The organism is Ligaoa zhengdingensis (assembly GCF_014384885.1).
Classification (GTDB): Bacteria; Bacillota; Clostridia; order Oscillospirales; family Ruminococcaceae; genus Ligaoa; species Ligaoa zhengdingensis.
Genome location: NZ_JACRST010000034.1, coordinates 1 through 17580, shown reverse-complemented (window position 1 = coordinate 17580; position 17580 = coordinate 1). Strand labels below are relative to the sequence as shown.

17 protein-coding genes and 2 tRNA genes are annotated in these 17580 nt (G+C 47.7%); 15 read left to right on the top strand and 4 right to left on the bottom strand.

Going from position 1 to position 17580, the window contains the following annotated elements; all coding sequences use genetic code 11:
- Positions 1 to 66: 66 nt before the first annotated feature.
- Positions 67 to 141 (top strand) — tRNA-Cys (locus tag H8711_RS12470).
- A 139-nt stretch (positions 142 to 280) separates the two neighbouring features.
- Here H8711_RS12470 and H8711_RS12465 read toward each other — a convergent pair.
- A tRNA-Gly gene (locus H8711_RS12465) sits at positions 281 to 354 on the bottom strand.
- Between the two features lie 108 nt (positions 355 to 462).
- Entirely contained in the window at positions 463 to 666 is a 204-nt protein-coding gene (locus H8711_RS12460; protein ID WP_249283757.1) for a hypothetical protein, read from the bottom strand.
- A 214-nt stretch (positions 667 to 880) separates the two neighbouring features.
- On the opposite strand from H8711_RS12460, the gene H8711_RS12455 reads away from it, so the two are divergent.
- From H8711_RS12455 to H8711_RS12420, 8 genes are all read left to right on the top strand, one after another.
- Positions 881 to 1681 carry a GH25 family lysozyme gene (locus tag H8711_RS12455; protein ID WP_249283756.1) on the top strand — a complete coding sequence of 267 codons (801 nt, stop codon included), beginning with the start codon at positions 881 to 883 and terminating at the stop codon, positions 1679 to 1681.
- 279 nt (positions 1682 to 1960) lie between these two features.
- Positions 1961 to 3280 carry an RNA-binding domain-containing protein gene (locus tag H8711_RS12450; RefSeq protein WP_249283755.1) on the top strand — a complete coding sequence of 440 codons (1320 nt, stop codon included), beginning with the start codon at positions 1961 to 1963 and terminating at the stop codon, positions 3278 to 3280.
- A 1-nt stretch (position 3281) separates the two neighbouring features.
- The gene (locus H8711_RS12445) at positions 3282 to 3788 is read left to right on the top strand and encodes an FmdB family zinc ribbon protein (protein ID WP_249283754.1); all 507 of its coding nucleotides are present in this window, start codon (positions 3282 to 3284) and stop codon (positions 3786 to 3788) included.
- 2 nt (positions 3789 to 3790) lie between these two features.
- Positions 3791 to 5794 (top strand): site-specific DNA-methyltransferase, encoded by a 2004-nt coding sequence (locus H8711_RS12440; protein WP_249283753.1) that lies wholly within the window; start codon positions 3791 to 3793, stop codon positions 5792 to 5794.
- Entirely contained in the window at positions 5788 to 7998 is a 2211-nt protein-coding gene (locus H8711_RS12435; protein ID WP_249283752.1) for a DEAD/DEAH box helicase, read from the top strand. Before H8711_RS12440 ends, H8711_RS12435 begins: the two co-directional genes overlap by 7 nt.
- Positions 7999 to 8009: 11 nt before the next feature.
- Positions 8010 to 8957, top strand: a complete 948-nt coding sequence (locus H8711_RS12430; protein ID WP_249283751.1) for a DUF2971 domain-containing protein — start codon at positions 8010 to 8012, stop codon at positions 8955 to 8957.
- Positions 8958 to 9004: 47 nt separating this feature from the next.
- On the top strand, positions 9005 to 9727 hold the full coding sequence (locus tag H8711_RS12425; protein ID WP_249283750.1) for a hypothetical protein: 723 nt from the start codon (positions 9005 to 9007) through the stop codon (positions 9725 to 9727).
- 1 nt (position 9728) lies between these two features.
- Positions 9729 to 11327, top strand: coding sequence for an ORC-CDC6 family AAA ATPase (locus H8711_RS12420; protein ID WP_249283749.1), 1599 nt, complete (start codon positions 9729 to 9731; stop codon positions 11325 to 11327).
- Between the two features lie 273 nt (positions 11328 to 11600).
- Here the strand turns inward: H8711_RS12420 and H8711_RS12415 are convergent, their stop codons facing one another.
- Both H8711_RS12415 and H8711_RS12410 read right to left on the bottom strand, forming a co-directional pair.
- The gene (locus H8711_RS12415) at positions 11601 to 12560 is read right to left on the bottom strand and encodes a sigma-70 family RNA polymerase sigma factor (protein WP_249283748.1); all 960 of its coding nucleotides are present in this window, start codon (positions 12558 to 12560) and stop codon (positions 11601 to 11603) included.
- Positions 12561 to 12576: 16 nt separating this feature from the next.
- Positions 12577 to 13686 (bottom strand): DUF6076 domain-containing protein, encoded by a 1110-nt coding sequence (locus H8711_RS12410; protein WP_249283747.1) that lies wholly within the window; start codon positions 13684 to 13686, stop codon positions 12577 to 12579.
- 148 nt (positions 13687 to 13834) lie between these two features.
- On the opposite strand from H8711_RS12410, the gene H8711_RS12405 reads away from it, so the two are divergent.
- The 6 genes from H8711_RS12405 (at position 13835) to H8711_RS12380 (ending at position 17479) form a co-directional block, all read left to right on the top strand.
- The gene (locus H8711_RS12405; protein WP_249283746.1) at positions 13835 to 14245 is read left to right on the top strand and encodes an AAA family ATPase; all 411 of its coding nucleotides are present in this window, start codon (positions 13835 to 13837) and stop codon (positions 14243 to 14245) included.
- Positions 14242 to 15138, top strand: a complete 897-nt coding sequence (locus tag H8711_RS12400; RefSeq protein WP_249283745.1) for a P-loop NTPase family protein — start codon at positions 14242 to 14244, stop codon at positions 15136 to 15138. Before H8711_RS12405 ends, H8711_RS12400 begins: the two co-directional genes overlap by 4 nt.
- Positions 15089 to 15400 carry a plasmid mobilization protein gene (locus H8711_RS12395; protein WP_249283744.1) on the top strand — a complete coding sequence of 104 codons (312 nt, stop codon included), beginning with the start codon at positions 15089 to 15091 and terminating at the stop codon, positions 15398 to 15400. Before H8711_RS12400 ends, H8711_RS12395 begins: the two co-directional genes overlap by 50 nt.
- A 1-nt stretch (position 15401) precedes the next feature.
- Positions 15402 to 16763, top strand: coding sequence for a relaxase/mobilization nuclease domain-containing protein (locus H8711_RS12390; RefSeq protein ID WP_249283743.1), 1362 nt, complete (start codon positions 15402 to 15404; stop codon positions 16761 to 16763).
- Between the two features lie 47 nt (positions 16764 to 16810).
- Positions 16811 to 17089, top strand: coding sequence for a hypothetical protein (locus H8711_RS12385; RefSeq protein ID WP_249283742.1), 279 nt, complete (start codon positions 16811 to 16813; stop codon positions 17087 to 17089).
- Positions 17090 to 17158: 69 nt separating this feature from the next.
- Complete coding sequence (locus H8711_RS12380; protein WP_249283741.1) at positions 17159 to 17479, top strand: recombinase family protein; 321 nt, start codon at positions 17159 to 17161, stop codon at positions 17477 to 17479.
- Positions 17480 to 17580: the final 101 nt, after the last annotated feature.

Sequence of the window (17580 nt, the reverse complement as noted above, 5' to 3'; positions counted from 1 at the left end):
GCTCCAGAGAGAAGAGAGGGCATTTAGTGGAATAAACTAGATGCCCTTTTGAATAATATAGGGTGTGGCGCCGTAGCCAAGCGGTAAGGCACGAGTCTGCAAAACTCTGATTCACCGGTCCGATTCCGGTCGGCGCCTCCAAAAGAAAAACATCCCGCACGAAAATTCGTGCGGGATGTTTTTTATAAAGAACAGGCTTTAACTCAGCGGTACCTAATGATGGTTAAAAAATAAAAACAGACCGGCATTTCCCGTTAAAGAAAATACCGGTCTGTTTTGTTGGAGCGGGCGATGGGAATCGAACCCACAACCTCAGCTTGGGAAGCTGATGTTTTGCCACTAAACTACGCCCGCGAGACTGATATTTATTATCCTATATTTTCTGGAAAAAGTCAAGACCCAATTGAACAGAACCACAGTTTTAAAGATTAAAAATTCCCCCCGGTGCACAGGGGGAAAACTTTAGAATAAGTCGATTTGGTTATTGGCCAACTTTTGAACAAACTGCTGCATCTGTTCCTTTGACTGAATTTGATGGGTATGTTCGATGATGCGCTGTTTCTGGTCGTCAGGCAGAGCAGAAAAGTGGTTCATCGCGGGCGCATTCTGCGCTAAGGCCATTCCGAGCCCCATCGGTATTTCGGGACCGTTTGCATAGTTTTTCATCTAGGTACTCTCCTTTCCACATAGGCGGAATCGCTTTATGCGGCGTGTGGCGGATGAGCCCCACTGGCCGCATGGATAGTATTCCCGTAGGACATTCAGATAGTCGGAATGCTGTGTCAATCAAGCCGCGTAAGGCATAAGTTAAAATGGCGAAAGCATGGGAAGACCGCCGTGATTGTAGTGGCAAGAGATGTAGAAGGGAGAGAAGCGGCAAATGGAAAGGATTCCGGTGATTGATATTTCGGTGCACAACACCCGCAGGGGAAGAATTGACTTTCAAAGGGTGTACAATTCCGGTGTACGGGGGATTATGATTCGCATCGGATGGGCGGGATATGAGGGGGAAATTGTTGAGGATGAGAGTCTGGAGGATTCGGTGATCCGCGCCGCCGCCGCTGGATTGGGCGTAGGGCTTTATGTCTATAGCTATTGTACAAGTGAACAGGCAGCTAAAAAGGCGGCACAGCAAGCGGTTGAGACCGCACGCCGCTTTGTGGGGAAAATCACCTATCCCATCGTATTTGACGTGGAGGAGACACAGACCGCGGCGCTCATCAACCTGGGGCGTGAGGAGCTGACCGATACAGTTATCGCTTTTTGTGAAGAAGTGCAGCAGCTCGGTTATTACGCCATGTGGTATTCCTATCCGTATTTTATCCAGACGCATCTGGAAGCGGACAGACTCAAGCCGTTTGACCTGTGGATTGCGGACTATAGTACAACAGTGAATTACGACGAATTTTATGGAATGTGGCAATATATTGGAAATGGCGGCACCTGCCCGGGGGTGACCGGCCCATGTGACCGTGATTACGCGTTTCAAGATTATCCCGCAATCATCCGCCGAGCAGGGCTCAACGACTTAGAGGACGAAACCTTTGAACCCTGTGCCGATCAGCTCAAGCAACTGCAAGCTCAATTGTCGGACTTCCGAAGAGAAGTGGAACAGCTTCAGGCACAGGTGACAGAGCTCACTGGGCGCTTGAACCAGATTGCAGCGCTTGCTCAGGTTTGAAACAAGGCCATTCCCAAGTGCTCCATCTTATAGGGAAACAAACTGAACCCCCAAGGGCACTACCGGTACGGAACAAATGAAATAGCCGCAAGTCATCATTTTGATGGCTTGCAGCTATTTTTTATATTCTTCTAATTAATATACATACCTAAGGTAGCCATCATACACCTACCGCCTGATGACAGAATATAATAAGACTTTCTTCTTTTCGCTCTTGATTTCTTTCTGATAATTGTTATAATAATTATTAGAAAGGCTTGTTAGAACGGAGGCTGTTTTATGATTGAGAATAAGACCACAGAGTTTAAGCGTGAATACATGGATGATATCAAATACACAGTAGTTGCCTTTGCGAATACGGATGGCGGAAAGATTTATATTGGCGTTAATGATGACGGAAGTGTCCATGGTGTCGAAAACACCGATGCAACCATGCTTCGGATTACAAACATGATTCGAGATTCCATTCGTCCTGATGTTACCATGTTTACCGAGTGTGCCATCGAAACCATCGAAGAAAAGCCCGTTGTGGTTTTGACGGTGCAGAGAGGTACTGCCCGCCCATATTATCTCGCTGGAAAAGGCATCCGCCCAGAGGGCGTATATGTACGCCAGAGCGCTTCCTCCGTTCCCGCTTCGGAAACTGCTATTCTGAACATGATCAAGGAAACCAGTGGTGACCGTTACGAGGATGCTCGTTCCATCAATCAGCAGTTGACCTTTGAAAAAGCGGAAAGTTATTTTGCAAAGCGTAGTCTTCCTTTTGGAGATCAGCAGAAGCGCACGCTGAACATCATCGGCTCCGACGGTACCTACACCAACCTTGGTATGCTGCTATCTGATCAATGCGTTCATACCATCAAACTGGCTGTATTTGATGGCAGCAAGAAAAGCGTGTTCCGTGACCGCAAGGAGTTGAGCGGCTCTTTGCTCACGCAGTTGGAGGATGCCTATTCCTACATTGATCAGTTCAACCGTACCCGCGCGGAATTTGAAGGGCTGGAACGCATTGACAGGCGAGATTACCCCAGCGAAGCGTTACGCGAAGCATTGCTCAATGCCATCACCCATCGTGATTACAGCTTCAGCGGCTCCACGCTGATCAGCATCTTCGATGACCGCATTGAGTTTGTGACCATTGGTGGTCTGGTTCGTGGCCTGACATTTGATGATATTATGTTGGGAATATCTGCGCTCCGAAATCAGAATCTGGCTAATGTATTCTATCGTCTGAAGTTGATTGAAGCTTACGGCACTGGTATTCTAAAAATTAATGAGAGCTACGCCGACTGCGCTGTAAAGCCGCAGTTTGAGGTTACAGATAACGCCTTCAAAATTACACTACCTAACATCAACTATGCAGGTGCTCGAAAAGATGTAACCGCTACAGCCCTATTGAAGGTCGCTGATAAAGCAGAACGGCAGGAAATACTGCTCCGTTTGGCCGAAAAGCAGGGATACATCATTCGCAAAGATGTGGAAGCTGAGTTGAAAGTATCTCAGGCGACCGCTATTTTGATTCTGCGGGATATGGTCGAAAAAGGACTCCTGATTAAGGAAGGCTCCGGTAAACAGCAGAAGTACCGCATTGTGGAATAATATGAATGCCGAAGTGGAGATTAATATGTATATTGAATTGAAATGCCGTTCCTGCGGCAAGGCTTTCCGCGTAGACTTTACCAACAATGAGTATGGTGTAGATAAGTGTCCTAAGTGTGGAAGTCATCTTAGCTTTAGCGATGTGGCTCGAATTAGGGCAATTACGGAGTCGTTCTATACAAATGTTAGTAGGACAGATAGTGTGAGTGTGTACGGAATTCATACAGAAGAAAACTGTACTGCTGGAACTGCAATCATCGCTGCTGACTTGTTCTCCTCTGATATGGAGCATCTGAACGAAGTGTATCGTTCCGCTTCTCCAGAGGTGCAGAGCAGACTTGCAGCTTTAATCGATAAGTTCTATCTTCTGGTAAACAGTGATGCCCAAGATGGAAACATTGATAAACTGGATCTGACATTAGATAGCTTGCGTGCGTTGTTTCTGGACAAAGTAAATGAAAACCATAAAGAAGTGGAGCAGATGCTCGGTCTTGCGCAGGAGGAATAAGAATGCCTAACCTATCTCAATTGAAACGAGAGCGCATGCTGGCGTTCTTGCAGAAAATAAAGGACGAGCACCGGGATGATGACGATATGCTCATTGCCTTGGGTGAGATTGAAAGCGAGTTGACCTCCAAGAAGTATGGCCTTGTGTGGGAGCAGCATGAAGAAGCCGTGGATGTGATGATGCGGGATAATATTCCCGTGTTCACTGAGGTGCCGGAGCGGGAAATCACTGCGGCACCTGGCCAGGGTTATAACTTCATTTTGGAAGGAGATAACCTGCATTCACTTCATTTGCTTAGTAAGACCCATCGTGGCAAAATTGATGTAATCTACATCGATCCTCCATACAACACGAAAAACAAGGATTTCATCTATGATGATAAGCGAATTGATGCTACCGATGGATTTCAGCATAGCAAATGGCTTTCATTTATGGCTGAGCGCCTACAGATTGCAGGAGAACTACTGAGCAAAGACGGCGTTATGGCAATCAGCATTGGGTATCAGGAAGTAAACAATCTAATGTCCCTTTGTCAAGAAATGTTCTCCACTAAAAATGTAGTTTGTGTAACTATTCAAACATCAAGCGGCAACGCTGTGCAAAACGGCTTCACCTATGTTCAGGAATACATTGTGTTCATTACCCCCCCTGAATTTGAGCCATTTGAACTTGCCTCTGAAAAAAAGGATTACAGCACACCGTATCATGGCATGAATCTCTCAGGATTCAATCAGACGCAGCGACCCAATCAAGCATATCCTATTTTTGTCGATATGGATGGAAGAATTGTTGGGTGTGGCAAGTCTTTGCAGGAACGTATAGATGATGGTAGCTATACTGGCGAAAAAGCAGACTTTCAGTTTGACTACAGCGAAGCACCAGAAGGGACGGTTGCGATTTGGCCTATCACGCAAAAGGGTGATGCTTGTGTTTGGCGGTTGATTTCAGAAAAACTGAAACAGAATTGGGATTTAGGCTATATCAAAGTCGTACCCAACAAGAAGGGAAAGAATAGATATACTATTCAGTATTTGTCCGGTGGTATTATCGAGCAAATTGAAAACGGAGAGTTGGAAACCTATCAGCCGAATGAATTGATTCCTACGCTTGAGGTTGTTGGTTTTAAGACGGCAGCAAGTAGTATTCCTACAATTTGGGCGGATAACAAATTTCTAACATCAGCCGGATCTAAAGATATTAAAAAAGTATTTGACCGCAAAGTGGATTTTCCTTTCCCGAAGCCAGTAGCATTGATAAAGGAAGTTTTGCATAGAGTCTCTAAATCTGATAGTCTTATCTTAGACTTTTTTGCTGGATCGGGAACTACAGCACAAGCTGTGCTTGAATTGAACCGCGAGGACAATGGAACCCGGCGCTTCATTCTCTGCACCAATAACGAGAACAACATTTGTGATTCTGTTACATATCCTCGCGTAAGCACAATTATCTCCGGCAAAAGACCTGATGGAAGCATTTATGCATACAATAATCAGGCGTGCACAGTCTTGTTGGACAGAAAAATTACAATGTCAGGCCTTAAAAAACCTACCATATATGATGAAATAGTCAGTGAAAAGGCTGACCACGAAGGAGAGTTCCATAAGTTCTCGACGGAAATCAAAAATGGACATGTGTATCTCTATGGTCTCAGTAAACCTATCACCGTGGAAGGCATTGCTGCAAACCTGTTGTTCTATCAGACGGATTTTATTGCAAAAGATGAGGAGTATTTGTCTGATGCTCTTTTGGAACACATCCGGGAAATGATTCAGTTGGAGCATGGTGTTAAAATCGACGGCAGCCAGTATCTGATGGTTATGAGCGACGAAGAAGCCGACGAATTGCAGGCACATTGGAGTGAATACGAGGGCGTAAGGGCCATCTATGCTTCCAAGGAAGTTCTGTTCACCACGGAGCAGAACGCACTCTTTACAGGTGTGGAAATTCACACCATTCCCGACTATTACTTTAACTTTGAACTGAAGGAGGTGGGCGAAACATGGTAAGCGGTATCAACATCAATCTATTTGATTTTCAGGAAAAGGCGGTCATCAAGCTGCTGGATATCGTAACCGACAGCCGCTCTAAGCAGACTGTTATTGTGAAATCTCCCACCGGCTCCGGTAAGACCATCATTCTGATTGACTTCATCGAAGAATACCTGACCAAGGTCAACAGCCGCACCGCTTTTATCTGGTTGTGCCCCGGCAAGGGCGATCTGGAAGAACAGAGCCGTCAGAAGATGCGGAAGTTCGCACCCCACCGCTATACCCAGAACCTGTTCGATGCCCTCCAGAATGGCTTCGATGCCGAAAGCACCACCTTCATTAACTGGGAGCTGGTGACGAAGAAGGGTAATACCGCCATCCGGGACAGCGAGCGGAAGAATCTCTTTGACCGCATTGCGGAAGCACACCGTGCCGGAACGGAATTTATCGTTATCATTGACGAGGAACACTCCAACAACACCGCAAAAGCAAAGACCATCATTGATGCTTTCTCCGCTAAGAACATCATTCGTGTCAGTGCTACTGCCGTGGAGAACAAGCGGTATGAGTATTTTGAAATTGACGAAGTGGATGTTATCAATGCCGGTCTGATCACCAAGGCCCTCTATGTGAATGAGGGACTGGTGGACGGCATGGAGATCACCAATGATTACGAGTGCCTTTTGGACTTGGCCGATGCCAAGCGCAAGGCGATTGCTGCTCGGTACAAGGAACTGGGTAAAAGCATCCGGCCTTTGGTGCTGATTCAGTTCCCCAACGGTCAGCCGGAAACCATCCGTGCAGTGGAAGCCAAGCTGGAAAGCATGGGCTATACCTATGACAACGGCATGGTCAGTATCTGGATGAGCGAGGACAAGCGTGACTTACCTGACAATCTGACCGAGAATGATGCCACCCCGGTGTTTCTGCTGATGAAGCAGGCCATCAGCACCGGCTGGGACTGTCCCCGCGCAAAGATTCTGGTGAAGCTGCGTGAAGGCATGAATGAGGGCTTTGAAATCCAGACCATCGGCCGTATCCGCCGTATGCCCGAAGCAAAGCATTATGAAGATGATCTGCTGGACTTCTGCTATGTGTACACCTTCGACGAGAAGTATAAGGCCGGTCTGCTGTCCAGCATTGATAAAGCTTATGAAACCCGCCGTCTATTTCTGAAGGATAAGTGTAAGACCTTCACACTGGAGAAAGAAGTCCGGGATATGGACTTTGACGGCCTGGGTGAGCGCGAGGTGCTCATCAAGATTTACGAAGCATTGGTTGCCAAGTATCATCTGAGCAGCGACAAGAAACAAAATCAAATGCTCCTGGCCGATGCCGGATACATCTTCGGTGCAGAAATTCACGGACAGGCTTTGCAGGGGGAATTTGTGCGCACTTCGGCATTGGCAGACAGCCACAACTATATCACGACCCATAAGCGCATTGACACCCATAAGCATGGTATGCAGCTCATGCATAGCGTTGATGCCATCAAGAGCTCTATCGGCATGGCACAGAACAAGGTGAAAACGATTCTTGAGCGCTTGTTCCGAAAGGGCGGCGCTTCCGGAAGAAAGCTGCTTGCCCTGGAAACAGCGGAGTTTTATGCTTTTGTCATCAACAACCAGCACAAGCTGAAAGAAGAATTCCGCGAGGTTACGGCGCAGATGACAGTACAGATGAGCATGCAAATGCACCCGAAGAAAAGCACTTTCCGTATCCCGGAGCAGGATTTCTTCCGTTACGATCCCAATGTCAAGGGCGAAGTGGAATACCTGTCCAATGCTTACCATGAATACACCTCCGGCTTTGCAACCAGCCTTGTTCGCAGCACCAGCGAAATGCTGTTTGAGCGGCATTGTGAGGGCAGAGACGACATTGAATGGGTATATAAGAACGGCGATACCGGGCAGCAGTATTTTTCCATTGTCTATGTGGACGGAATCCAGAAACAGTGGCTTTTCTACGCTGATTACATTGTAATGAAAAAGGATGGCACCGTCTGGATTATCGAAACCAAGGGCGGCGAAGCCAGGGGTCAGGACAAAAACATCGACCGTCAGATCGAGAACAAGTTCAATGCGTTTAAGGTTTATGCTGCCAAGCACGACCTGCATTGGGGCTTCGTGCGGGATAAGGATAATCAGCTTTATATCAACAATACAGAGTTTGCCGAGGATATGGCTGATGAGCATTGGGTGCCGCTAACGCAGGAGTTTTGAGAGAAACGCTTATGAAAATTGAAGATTTGCATTTTGAGTTGCCGACAGAAACCGTTGATGAAGGAAACTGGGAGCTGGAAAAATGGCGTAAGGAACATCCTATGGATTATTTCAAGGCATTGCATATCTTAAATATGTCCGATGATAGTACTGTTAAAGCAGAGGTATTTAAGACCATATATCGGATCACCAGAATGCATATTCCTGATGTGCTTTATAAGTATTATTCACTTTCAGATAACGAAACTTCAAACATGAAAAAGTTTCAGACTTTGAGTGACGGTCAGATATATATGTCGGATATAAAAGATTTTAACGACCCATTCGATGGCCAGGGCTTTTTCTATGATGCTACACAACTGGCGGATATTGAGCGGCTGAAGCCGCACGGAGGCAGGTTTATTGATAGTTTTAACGCTTACATTAAAGCTGCGTCATTAACCTCAAATGGTATTCAGTCCATGCCGATGTGGGCCCATTATAGCAATAACCATGCGGGATTTTGTGTTTCATATGATATGAAGGCAAATATTGGTCTGAGCAGTTGTACTTTTCCGGTGCAGTATACGGATATTCGCTTGGATGTTACCAGTTTGATGAAAACCCAAGCGCAAAAAACAGCAGACACGATTGATCGCCAGACAACATCAGGAAACAAAGAAATAATCCTTGACGATCTTACAATTGTTTTCATGGCATGCCTGCTCTGTAATCTAAAGCATACGTCGTGGAGTTATGAACAAGAGTTCAGATGTACGACAGGGGCTATTGCTGCAGGAATGCCATATATCGAAGCAAGACCCAAAGAAATTTTCATTGGCATGAATTGTGCTCCGCGCCATGCAGAAAGGCTAATAAAAATTGCAGCCTCTTGGAAAATCCCCGTCTACCGGATGGAATTTGACGAGCGTAGTGAGCAGTATGCTCTGACGGCAAGAAACATGAATGATAGTGTTTAAAACATAGGATTGCAAAAGATAAAACTGATACAAAGGCAGATGTTGAAATGACAAATTACGAAACCCTACAGAAGATATGCGGAAAGACAAAAGAAAACATCGATTTGCTTTATTCTTCTGGGAAACTCGAAACGCTCAGTAAATGTATTACTTTTGCTGATGATCTGCATAAGTGGGTGTCTTATTGTGATAACTTGCAAGGCTATATTTTAGTTAAGGAAGCCCAAACCGAATGCATAAACTCGATTTATATGTGTGCTCAAGGCTTTTATAAGGAGGCAATAACAACTATGCGGCAATTTTTGGAGCATATGTTATTTGCCATCTTGTTGTCAACTAACGATTATAGGTATAAGCTCTGGCAAGTTGGGCGATATGATATGTCATGGACGCAAATTGTAGACGATCAAAATGGTATATTCGGAACACAATTTATCCGCGTGTATGCAGAGGATTTAGATGAGGTTAGGAGTGTGGAACTTCTCACAATTGCAAAGAATGTATACAGAGAATGTTCGGAGTACGTACATGGTAATTTTGAGAAGTTAAGCACACTACCGGATAATCTTTTGTTTGACGAAAGTGCCGTCGAACGGTATATAGAGTATTTTTCAAGCATACAATATCTGATTTGTATGGCTTTGTTCATCAGATTTAGGCATATATTTAATAAGCCCGAGGCAACTGCTGCGCTTGAGTCAATTATTTCCGACAACTTGGGAACATTGCCGGAAATCCAACAGTTACTTTCCCTTGGAGGAGTAGATTAATATGAGTGAATTGATTTTTAGAACCGAAGAGTTAACTAACAACCAAATAGCAGAGCTATATGTAGCATCCGAATATGAGCAAAGCATTATAGATAAGCTTAAAGCACCTTCTCCGGTTTTGTTAATCGGAAGCAGAGGTGTTGGAAAATCGTTCCTGTTTAAGATGAGTGAGATTCAAATGCTTCAGGAATTCTCTGAGAAAAAAGTCTTACCAGTGTTCCTGACATTTAGAAAAGCTTCCCTACTTAAAACATCAAATCCCGAACAGTTTCAAAACTGGATGCTCAGCCGAATTTGCTCTGAGGTTCTTAGAGCGTTGAAAAAAACAGGAAAACTATCTCCCATATCCAGTGGATTGTCATTGTTGGCCGGCGAAGAGTCTATTGAATCAAGCAAAATCGATGATATTGCAAAAGCCTTTGAAGAGTCATGGAAATCACCGGGAGAACTGATCGATGTTACTAAGATTCCGACTTTAGATGACTTTCTTAATACAGTGGAAGATTTATGTGGAGAATTGGATATTTCGCGTATTGTTCTGTTTATTGATGAAGCCGCACATGTATTTTTGCCGCAGCAACAAAGAGAGTTCTTTACATTGTTTAGGGATTTGAGATCGCCCTATATCAAATGTAATGCAGCGGTATATCCAGGAGTAACCGTTTATGGTGAAACATTTGAGCCGGTACATGATGCTGTCAAAGTATCTTTGGTTAGAAATGTAAATGACCCAAACTATGTATCCATTATGAAACAAATGGTATTAAAGCAGATTCATGATAGTAGTTTAGCGACTAATCTTTCAAGGCATGGGGAAAATTTCACTTTACTCGCGTATGCGTCATCAGGAAATCCCCGATATCTTTTAACAAGCGTTTCCATGGCAGAAAAGATGGATTCAAAGTCGGTTAACCAAGTTTTTAGAGATTATTATCGAGAAAAACTCTGGGCAGAACATACCAAACTGTCAGACAGATATCCTGGATATAGGGATTTCATTGCGTGGGGGCGTGATTTTCTTGAAACCACAGTTCTTCCAGAGTTGAAGAAGAAAAATGATGATTTCATTGAGAATGGTAATGGTAAGGGAACAACGGCATACTTTTGGATTCATAATAATGCTCCTCACGAGGTTAAAGAGGCATTGAGGATACTTGAATATTCTGGATTGATTTATGAAGATGCCTCTGGAATACGTGCAACCCGCAGTGAGATTGGAACACGATACATGATAAATCTCGGGTGTTTACTGGCATCTGAAGCAACTCCGTCGGCAACAGGTATGAAAATAATCAATGCATCAGATATTAGAAGAATGAGCGAATATGGTGCAAATTATCCTGTATATCAAGGAGTTCAGGGTAAGATCGTTGGAAGCGAAACGGATGCGCTTAAGGAACAGTTGGATAAATCAATAGATTTGCTTGAGTTAACTGATTGGCAGAAGCGGAAGATGCATGAAATCTCGATTAACACTATTGGCGATTTGATCTCTGCGCCAGAAGAAAAGTTAAAACAGGCAAGGTATGTAGCAGATGTACGAGCCAGAACAATAAAAAATGCTGGAATTGCAGCTGTATGTGAATATTTGTTGGGATAATCATACCTCTTGCAAAGCAATTGCTCATACGTTATAGATTACCAAAAATCTCTCGTACAGCTATCGAAAGCAACTGCGGATAGGTTTTAATAGTAAAAATTCGGATAGACTATAGGAAAAATATAATCTGTATTACGAAAAACTACTATGAATTAACTTTCCAAAACAGAAGAGTTTGGAAGTGGATTTAAGTCGGCGAAAGTAACAACAACTTTATGTCCTGAGACAAATAAAAAGCAGTACGGTATCGGGTCTACCCCCGGCACCGTACTGCTATTTTTGTTCCTCATCTAATGCGTCGCTGAATATCTCGTGGATCCGAATCAGGGAAACGACCTCACAGATAAACCGCTCCGCCAGATTCTTATCATCCAGCCATGTGGTCTGAGGTGTTGTGTAATACCCAGAATCAGCCTCCGCTTCTGCTCTGGCCTTGTTGATGGCCTTCTGAATTTCGAGCCACTGTCCATAGGCGCCGGAGTACAGTTCCTTCTTCAATTTACGAAGCGCGGTCTTGTATGCTTTCTCCGCACCGCTTGGCCCGTTGTAATTAAGTCGGATCGCCAGCTCCTGAAAGGTCATCCCTTCCTCGTCCGGCTGGCCGATGCCGAGATAGCAGCGCACCAGATTCAGCTCTCTGGGGTTCAAAACTTCCTCCATCAATTGGTGCAGGAACACCCTGCGCATATAGCGGTCATAGGCCCTGGCCGGGTCACCGCTGCAGCTGATAGCAAATACATCATCGCCCAAAAGTCGGATGCCGAACAGCGTCCGGTATTCTTTCAGCAGCTCTGCCGCTACTTTTTGAGATACCGCCAACTCCTTGCAAACAGCATCCATGAGCGCAGGCTCGGGTTCGTCCTGCGCTTCGGCGCAGACATGAGCCACCCTACGAAGCTGATGGTAACGACTGGGCGGGATGCTGATGGTGAGCGAGTCATGGGCACCATAGTCCAACATGGCCGATTCCATGGCTGGCGTTGCGTAGGTCAGCAGCTTTGTTCCGCGTGAAGGATCAAACCGCTTCGCTGCTTCCAGGAGCGCCATTGCGCCCTCCTGCTTCAGATCCTCCAGGTCACACCACTCGCTGTGCTTCAAAGCCAGCTCCGTGATGTACCCTTCGTTCTGTGAGATAAGCAGCTCAGCGGCATTCTTATCTCCGGCCTGTATCTGCAGGGCCAGTTCTTCGTTGCCGGGGCAGTCCCCGGCAACAGCGAACATATTCATTGACATGGGGCAGCCCCCTTTCTTACTTCAAGCGTTTTCTGGCTTCCGCATAGACATGTTCCTGCTCCATGTCCTGCTCATAGCCGTTGGCGGCGTAGTCATTATCCATCAGCGCCTTGTCCCGATAGCACTCCGCCACATAGAGCGCCTCCCGGCGCAGCTCATCAGAGATTTTCCCTCTCTGGTGATGCTTACGGATGGTATTGGTGCGAGTGGAAAACAGGCGGTAGACGGGATGCTGTTTGTTCTTTTCTTTCTGCTGCATCATGGCACCGTACTGCCGGCAGGTCATGCGGGGATCCTGGGGTGCGATGCCGTCGCAGTATTTCGGCATATGGCCGTTAGTGGTCAGGAAGTATTTCCCGCAGCCCCGGCATTGGCTGGGAGCATGGCTATGGTGCAGACCGTTCATCAGATCAAAGGTGAAGAAGCTGATGGCACTGTCAAAGAAATACCGGTTCACAAAAACCATTTCCTTTTCCTGCTTCGGGTGCCGGGCAAAGACATAAGAGGATCTCAAGTCCGGTGTGATGGTGAACGGCTCAACATCCTGCGCCTGCAAATCATGCATGGCGCTCCAGAATAGTTCACTGTTAAAGCAGTCATGGGCAGCAACTGCAAGATAGGTCTCGCTGCGTTTCTTGAGCCTCCGCAAGTAAGCTGCCTCAAAATAGCAGCCCGCGTATGTGAAGTGGTAGATGGCCGCTGGGATACGAACGATGGCATCCAGATACCGCAGGAAAAAGTCTCTGGCCGGAGAACCGTATCGGGAAATATCATTGAGCGTTTCCGGTGCAAGCATCACCTCGATCAGATGCCGCTCCTGCTCTTTGTCGTTGAAGCAAAAGGGTGGGTACTTCCACAGCAGCTCAGCCAAACGAAGAAGGTCAGCTTTCAGTGCGGGGAGCAGCGCACCGAGTTTTCTTTTGTTCCCGGACACAACAGTTCGGTGATGAGCCAGGATGGCGCTGCCCGCTTCCATCAGCTCCATGATCTCATCCCCGGAGATGTTCAGAACAGCCGCAGCGAAATAACCAGCCGGATATTCCTGCTCATTATAAAACACCTTGTCCTGCCAGACGTCGATAGTAAGCTTGATGAAGCTGTTATTCTGCTGTATTCCCAGCGGCATTTTTTCGCCCTCCTGTCCTATATGTTTTTAGATACTGTCTTGCGACAGTCTCATTATATCAAAATCCAGAGAATAATCAAGTGAAAGGACAAGAACCACGATGCGGGCGTGGTTCCTGCCCTTATCTTTTTATCTGGAGGTATCAAAATTGCAAAAAGAAAACCGACTGCAAACCATCGACGGCGAGAGCCTGATGAGCCTTCCGCTCAAGCCGCTGAACTTCGCGGTGGACACGCTGCTGTCCCAGGGCCTGCACGTCCTTGCAGGCTCGCCCAAGGTGGGCAAGTCCTGGCTGGCGCTGTGGCTCTCCGTCATGGTAGCCAAGGGGGAACCAGTCTGGGGGATGCCCGTCAAACAGGGCACTACCCTTTACCTCTGTCTGGAAGATTCCACCCTCCGTATTCAGAATCGACTGTTCGAGATCACGGAGGACGCTCCCGCTAATGTTCACTTCTCTACCGGAAGTGACATCCTCGGCAAAGGTCTGGAGGAACAACTCTGCACCTTCCTGTCTGAGCATCCTGATACAGTGCTGGTCATCATCGACACCTACAGATGATCCGTGGCACCAACTACGACAACACCTACGCCAACGACTACCGCGACCTCTCCGCACTGAAACGAATCGCGGATACCCACGGCATCGCCATCCTGCTGATCCACCACCTGCGCAAAGAAAGTGCTGACGATGTGTTCAGCCGCATCTCCGGTACGACGGCTATCAGCGGTGCGGTGGATTCCAGCTTCACACTGGTGGAGGACCGGCGCGGCAGCGGCAAGGCGAAGCTGTCCTGCATCGGTCGTGATATCGAGTACCGGGAACTGACGCTGGAACGCAACAGCGAAAATGTGTGGGAGTTGGTGGCGGACAGCCGGACGCAGCCGGAGTTGTTGGGGGACCGGATCGTTTATCTCATCTCTGAACTGATGCGTAGCCGCATGGAATTTATCGGCACTCCCACGGAACTGTCCGAGAAGATCGTCCCTGCCGGTGTGGAACGCATCTCACCCAAGAAAGTGTCCCGTCTGATTCTGCAAAACCTTGACGCACTATGCAAAATCGGCATTTCCGGAGTGGTGGCCGCAGCAATGGAAAGCGGCTCATCGAGCTGCGCCGTGCCGAAAGTGACGATGCCCAGGGTGTCCCGGCGGTCGACCCTGTTGACCCTGTCGGGGCTCTGTGCGGTGGTTTGCGGGAGGTTTCTGGGCTTGGCGAGTAAACTCCCCGCTGGGAAAAGAAGCGCCGTTTTGGGCTGTTTGTGGCCGAAGTACAAAACGCAAGTTTCCGGCGCAGAAAACCTCTCTTTAGAGAGGGCAAGCAGAGCGCCTGTCCGACATTGTCGGTCGGCGCGTTTCAATGGGCTAAGTCCAACCCCCTATTTTTACGGGCAGGAGGAATCAAATGAACAAGGATATTCGCATCACATTCCGGGTCACCCCGGAGGACTATGAACGTATCAAAACCAAAGCAGATCAAGCTCACATGAGCGTCAGCGCTTATGTCCGCGCGGCGGCTCTGCGGCACAAGGTCGTGGTGGTGGAGGGACTCAAGGAACAGACCCACGAGTTCAAAGGCATTGGACGCAGCCTCAATCAACTGACCATTCTGGCCCATGAGGGCCGTGTCTCAGTTGTCGATCTGGACAGCGTGTTCTCCGCACTGGAGAAAAACTATATCGGTCTGTGTGAACTGGCGGAACAGGAGCGGCGCTGACATGGCAACGGTCAATTTTGTTCGCTACAGTTCTCAGAGCATTACCGTCCTCAAAAATGTGGAGGCCTATGTGAAGCAGGACGAGAAAACGCTGATGGATGACGGCCAGCGTCTCATCAGTGGCCTCAACTGCACACCGCAGATGGCCTTCCATGAATTTGTTGCTACGCGGGAAGCGCACCACAAAGAAAGTCCCGTCTGGTTTTATCACTACACCCAGGCTTTCCATCCGAACGAGAACATCACACCCCAGCAGGCCCACGAACTGGCAGTGGAGTTCGCCGCCAAAGCCTGGCCGGACAGCGAGGTACTGGTCACCACCCACATCGACAAGCCGCACATCCATTCTCACTTCCTGGTCAACGCCGTCTGCCATCAGAGCGGGCGGATGCTCCGTCAGGAGAAGGGTACATTACAGTGGCTCCGTACTCTTTCAGACGAACTCTGCGAAGCGCATGGATTCTCTGTTCTGAAAGACACACAAACGAAGTCCGACGGCATGGGTGCCAGAGAGTACCGCTCCGCCGCCAGAGGTGAGAGTTGGAAAATGCAGATCATGTGCGCCATAGATGACTGCATGAAACGCAGCGGCAGCAAAGAGGAATTCATCCGCAACATGAACAAGCTGGGGTATCAGGTGCGTTGGGAGGACGCCCGGCGCAGCATCACTTACACCCATCCTAACGGCATGAAGGCCAGGGACATCAAACTATTCGATAAGAAATATCTGAAGGAGGCTATGGAACGTGAATTCAGGATCAGGGCAGAAATTATCTATGGAGGAGCTGAAGCGGCTCCATCAGCCGACACCAACACCGCAGGCGCAGACAACTACGATGCTCCCGGCACAGGAGCAGACCCCTTCTCCCGAAGTGCATCCCACGAAAGAGGAATGGGAGGAACTGATGGACTACCTCTACACACTGGAGTACCACTCGGAGAAGCAGACTGGACTAATGGAGAAGGCCAGCGAGTTTCTGACGCAGCTCCCAACCAAAACACAGATGGACGAACTGCTGAAAGCTGTAAAGCATCTGGAACAGATGGCAGAACAGGCTGGGAAGCAGAAAGAGAAGCGTTTTTCTCTGCCCAGGCCCAGACTGCATCCGTCACTTCCAGAGTGGGACTGGCCGACGGTGGTCACAGTTATGATGACGCTGGCGGTGGCAGCGTTGCTTCTGCTCTGGTGGAAGCTGGACGGCGACTGGAGCAGACTCAGTCAACTGCTCCGGTGATGGATGCGACCACGCGGCATCACCACATGGACAGCAAAACGCTCCGTAAGGAGCAGCAAAAGAAGATCGCCCAGGGACACGCTGCGGACGATCACGAAGAAGAACAGACTTGGCAGCAGACCATGTGAGGTCTGCTATTTTTGTGCCCGAATTGGTTTCGGGAGAAAGGAGTTCAATGAAAAGCGAATTCGAAATCTATAAGGAAACCGGTATCATCGGCGGCTATATTCCGGAGCGTGTTATTGCACGCGGAGATGAAAACACAGTTACACCAATTTTTCGTGACGCATCCTATTGGGAAACTGACAACGGCTTGGAGCTGCACCGGGAGATGGTTGTGGGCGGACGAAAGTTTTTCGTCCGCTCTATTTTCTCCAACGCAGAGAAAGCGAAAACGCCCACGGAGCAGATGCTCCAAATCATTGACAGCGATTTGGAAAAAGGTTCGATTTAAGGATAGATTTTGGGCAGAAGATACGGTATGTTTGTTGATACCGTATCGGCTTGCCCGGAAAGGAGTAACATGGCAAGCAACGAAAAATACACTATCCTCTATGGCCGGCTGAGCCAGGAGGATGCCCAGAAAGCAAACAAGACGGATGATTCCAACAGCATCCAGAATCAAAAACTTCTGCTGGAGAAGTACGCCGCGGAGAAAGGTTTCACAAACACCCTCTTTCTGTACGACGATGGCTACTCCGGGACCAACTTCAACCGTCCCGGATGGCAGCAGGTCATGGGGATGATTGAAAACGGCGAGGTAGAAACCCTCATCGTCAAGGATTATTGTGCGATAATAGGACTAAATCAGAAAGACCTTGAAAACCAAGGCATTCTGGCTTAGTCCCTTCTTTTTTTGACCGAAAACAAAGGACTTTCACAATAATCAAGCAAGCCGGAGGGTGCTGCTGCACACTTCCGGCAGAAGGAGGATATAGTGGGTGC

Excerpts from the sequence above, each read along its gene's own strand:
- H8711_RS12460 (WP_249283757.1), bottom strand. The coding sequence starts at position 666 with ATGAAAAACTATGCAAACGGTCCCGAAATACCGATGGGGCTCGGAATG.
- H8711_RS12455 (WP_249283756.1), top strand. The coding sequence starts at position 881 with ATGGAAAGGATTCCGGTGATTGATATTTCGGTGCACAACACCCGCAGG.
- H8711_RS12450 (WP_249283755.1), top strand. The coding sequence starts at position 1,961 with ATGATTGAGAATAAGACCACAGAGTTTAAGCGTGAATACATGGATGAT.
- H8711_RS12445 (WP_249283754.1), top strand. The coding sequence starts at position 3,282 with ATGAATGCCGAAGTGGAGATTAATATGTATATTGAATTGAAATGCCGT.
- H8711_RS12440 (WP_249283753.1), top strand. The coding sequence starts at position 3,791 with ATGCCTAACCTATCTCAATTGAAACGAGAGCGCATGCTGGCGTTCTTG.
- H8711_RS12435 (WP_249283752.1), top strand. The coding sequence starts at position 5,788 with ATGGTAAGCGGTATCAACATCAATCTATTTGATTTTCAGGAAAAGGCG.
- H8711_RS12430 (WP_249283751.1), top strand. The coding sequence starts at position 8,010 with ATGAAAATTGAAGATTTGCATTTTGAGTTGCCGACAGAAACCGTTGAT.
- H8711_RS12425 (WP_249283750.1), top strand. The coding sequence starts at position 9,005 with ATGACAAATTACGAAACCCTACAGAAGATATGCGGAAAGACAAAAGAA.
- H8711_RS12420 (WP_249283749.1), top strand. The coding sequence starts at position 9,729 with ATGAGTGAATTGATTTTTAGAACCGAAGAGTTAACTAACAACCAAATA.
- H8711_RS12415 (WP_249283748.1), bottom strand. The coding sequence starts at position 12,560 with ATGTCAATGAATATGTTCGCTGTTGCCGGGGACTGCCCCGGCAACGAA.
- H8711_RS12410 (WP_249283747.1), bottom strand. The coding sequence starts at position 13,686 with ATGCCGCTGGGAATACAGCAGAATAACAGCTTCATCAAGCTTACTATC.
- H8711_RS12400 (WP_249283745.1), top strand. The coding sequence starts at position 14,242 with ATGATCCGTGGCACCAACTACGACAACACCTACGCCAACGACTACCGC.
- H8711_RS12395 (WP_249283744.1), top strand. The coding sequence starts at position 15,089 with ATGAACAAGGATATTCGCATCACATTCCGGGTCACCCCGGAGGACTAT.
- H8711_RS12390 (WP_249283743.1), top strand. The coding sequence starts at position 15,402 with ATGGCAACGGTCAATTTTGTTCGCTACAGTTCTCAGAGCATTACCGTC.
- H8711_RS12385 (WP_249283742.1), top strand. The coding sequence starts at position 16,811 with ATGAAAAGCGAATTCGAAATCTATAAGGAAACCGGTATCATCGGCGGC.
- H8711_RS12380 (WP_249283741.1), top strand. The coding sequence starts at position 17,159 with ATGGCAAGCAACGAAAAATACACTATCCTCTATGGCCGGCTGAGCCAG.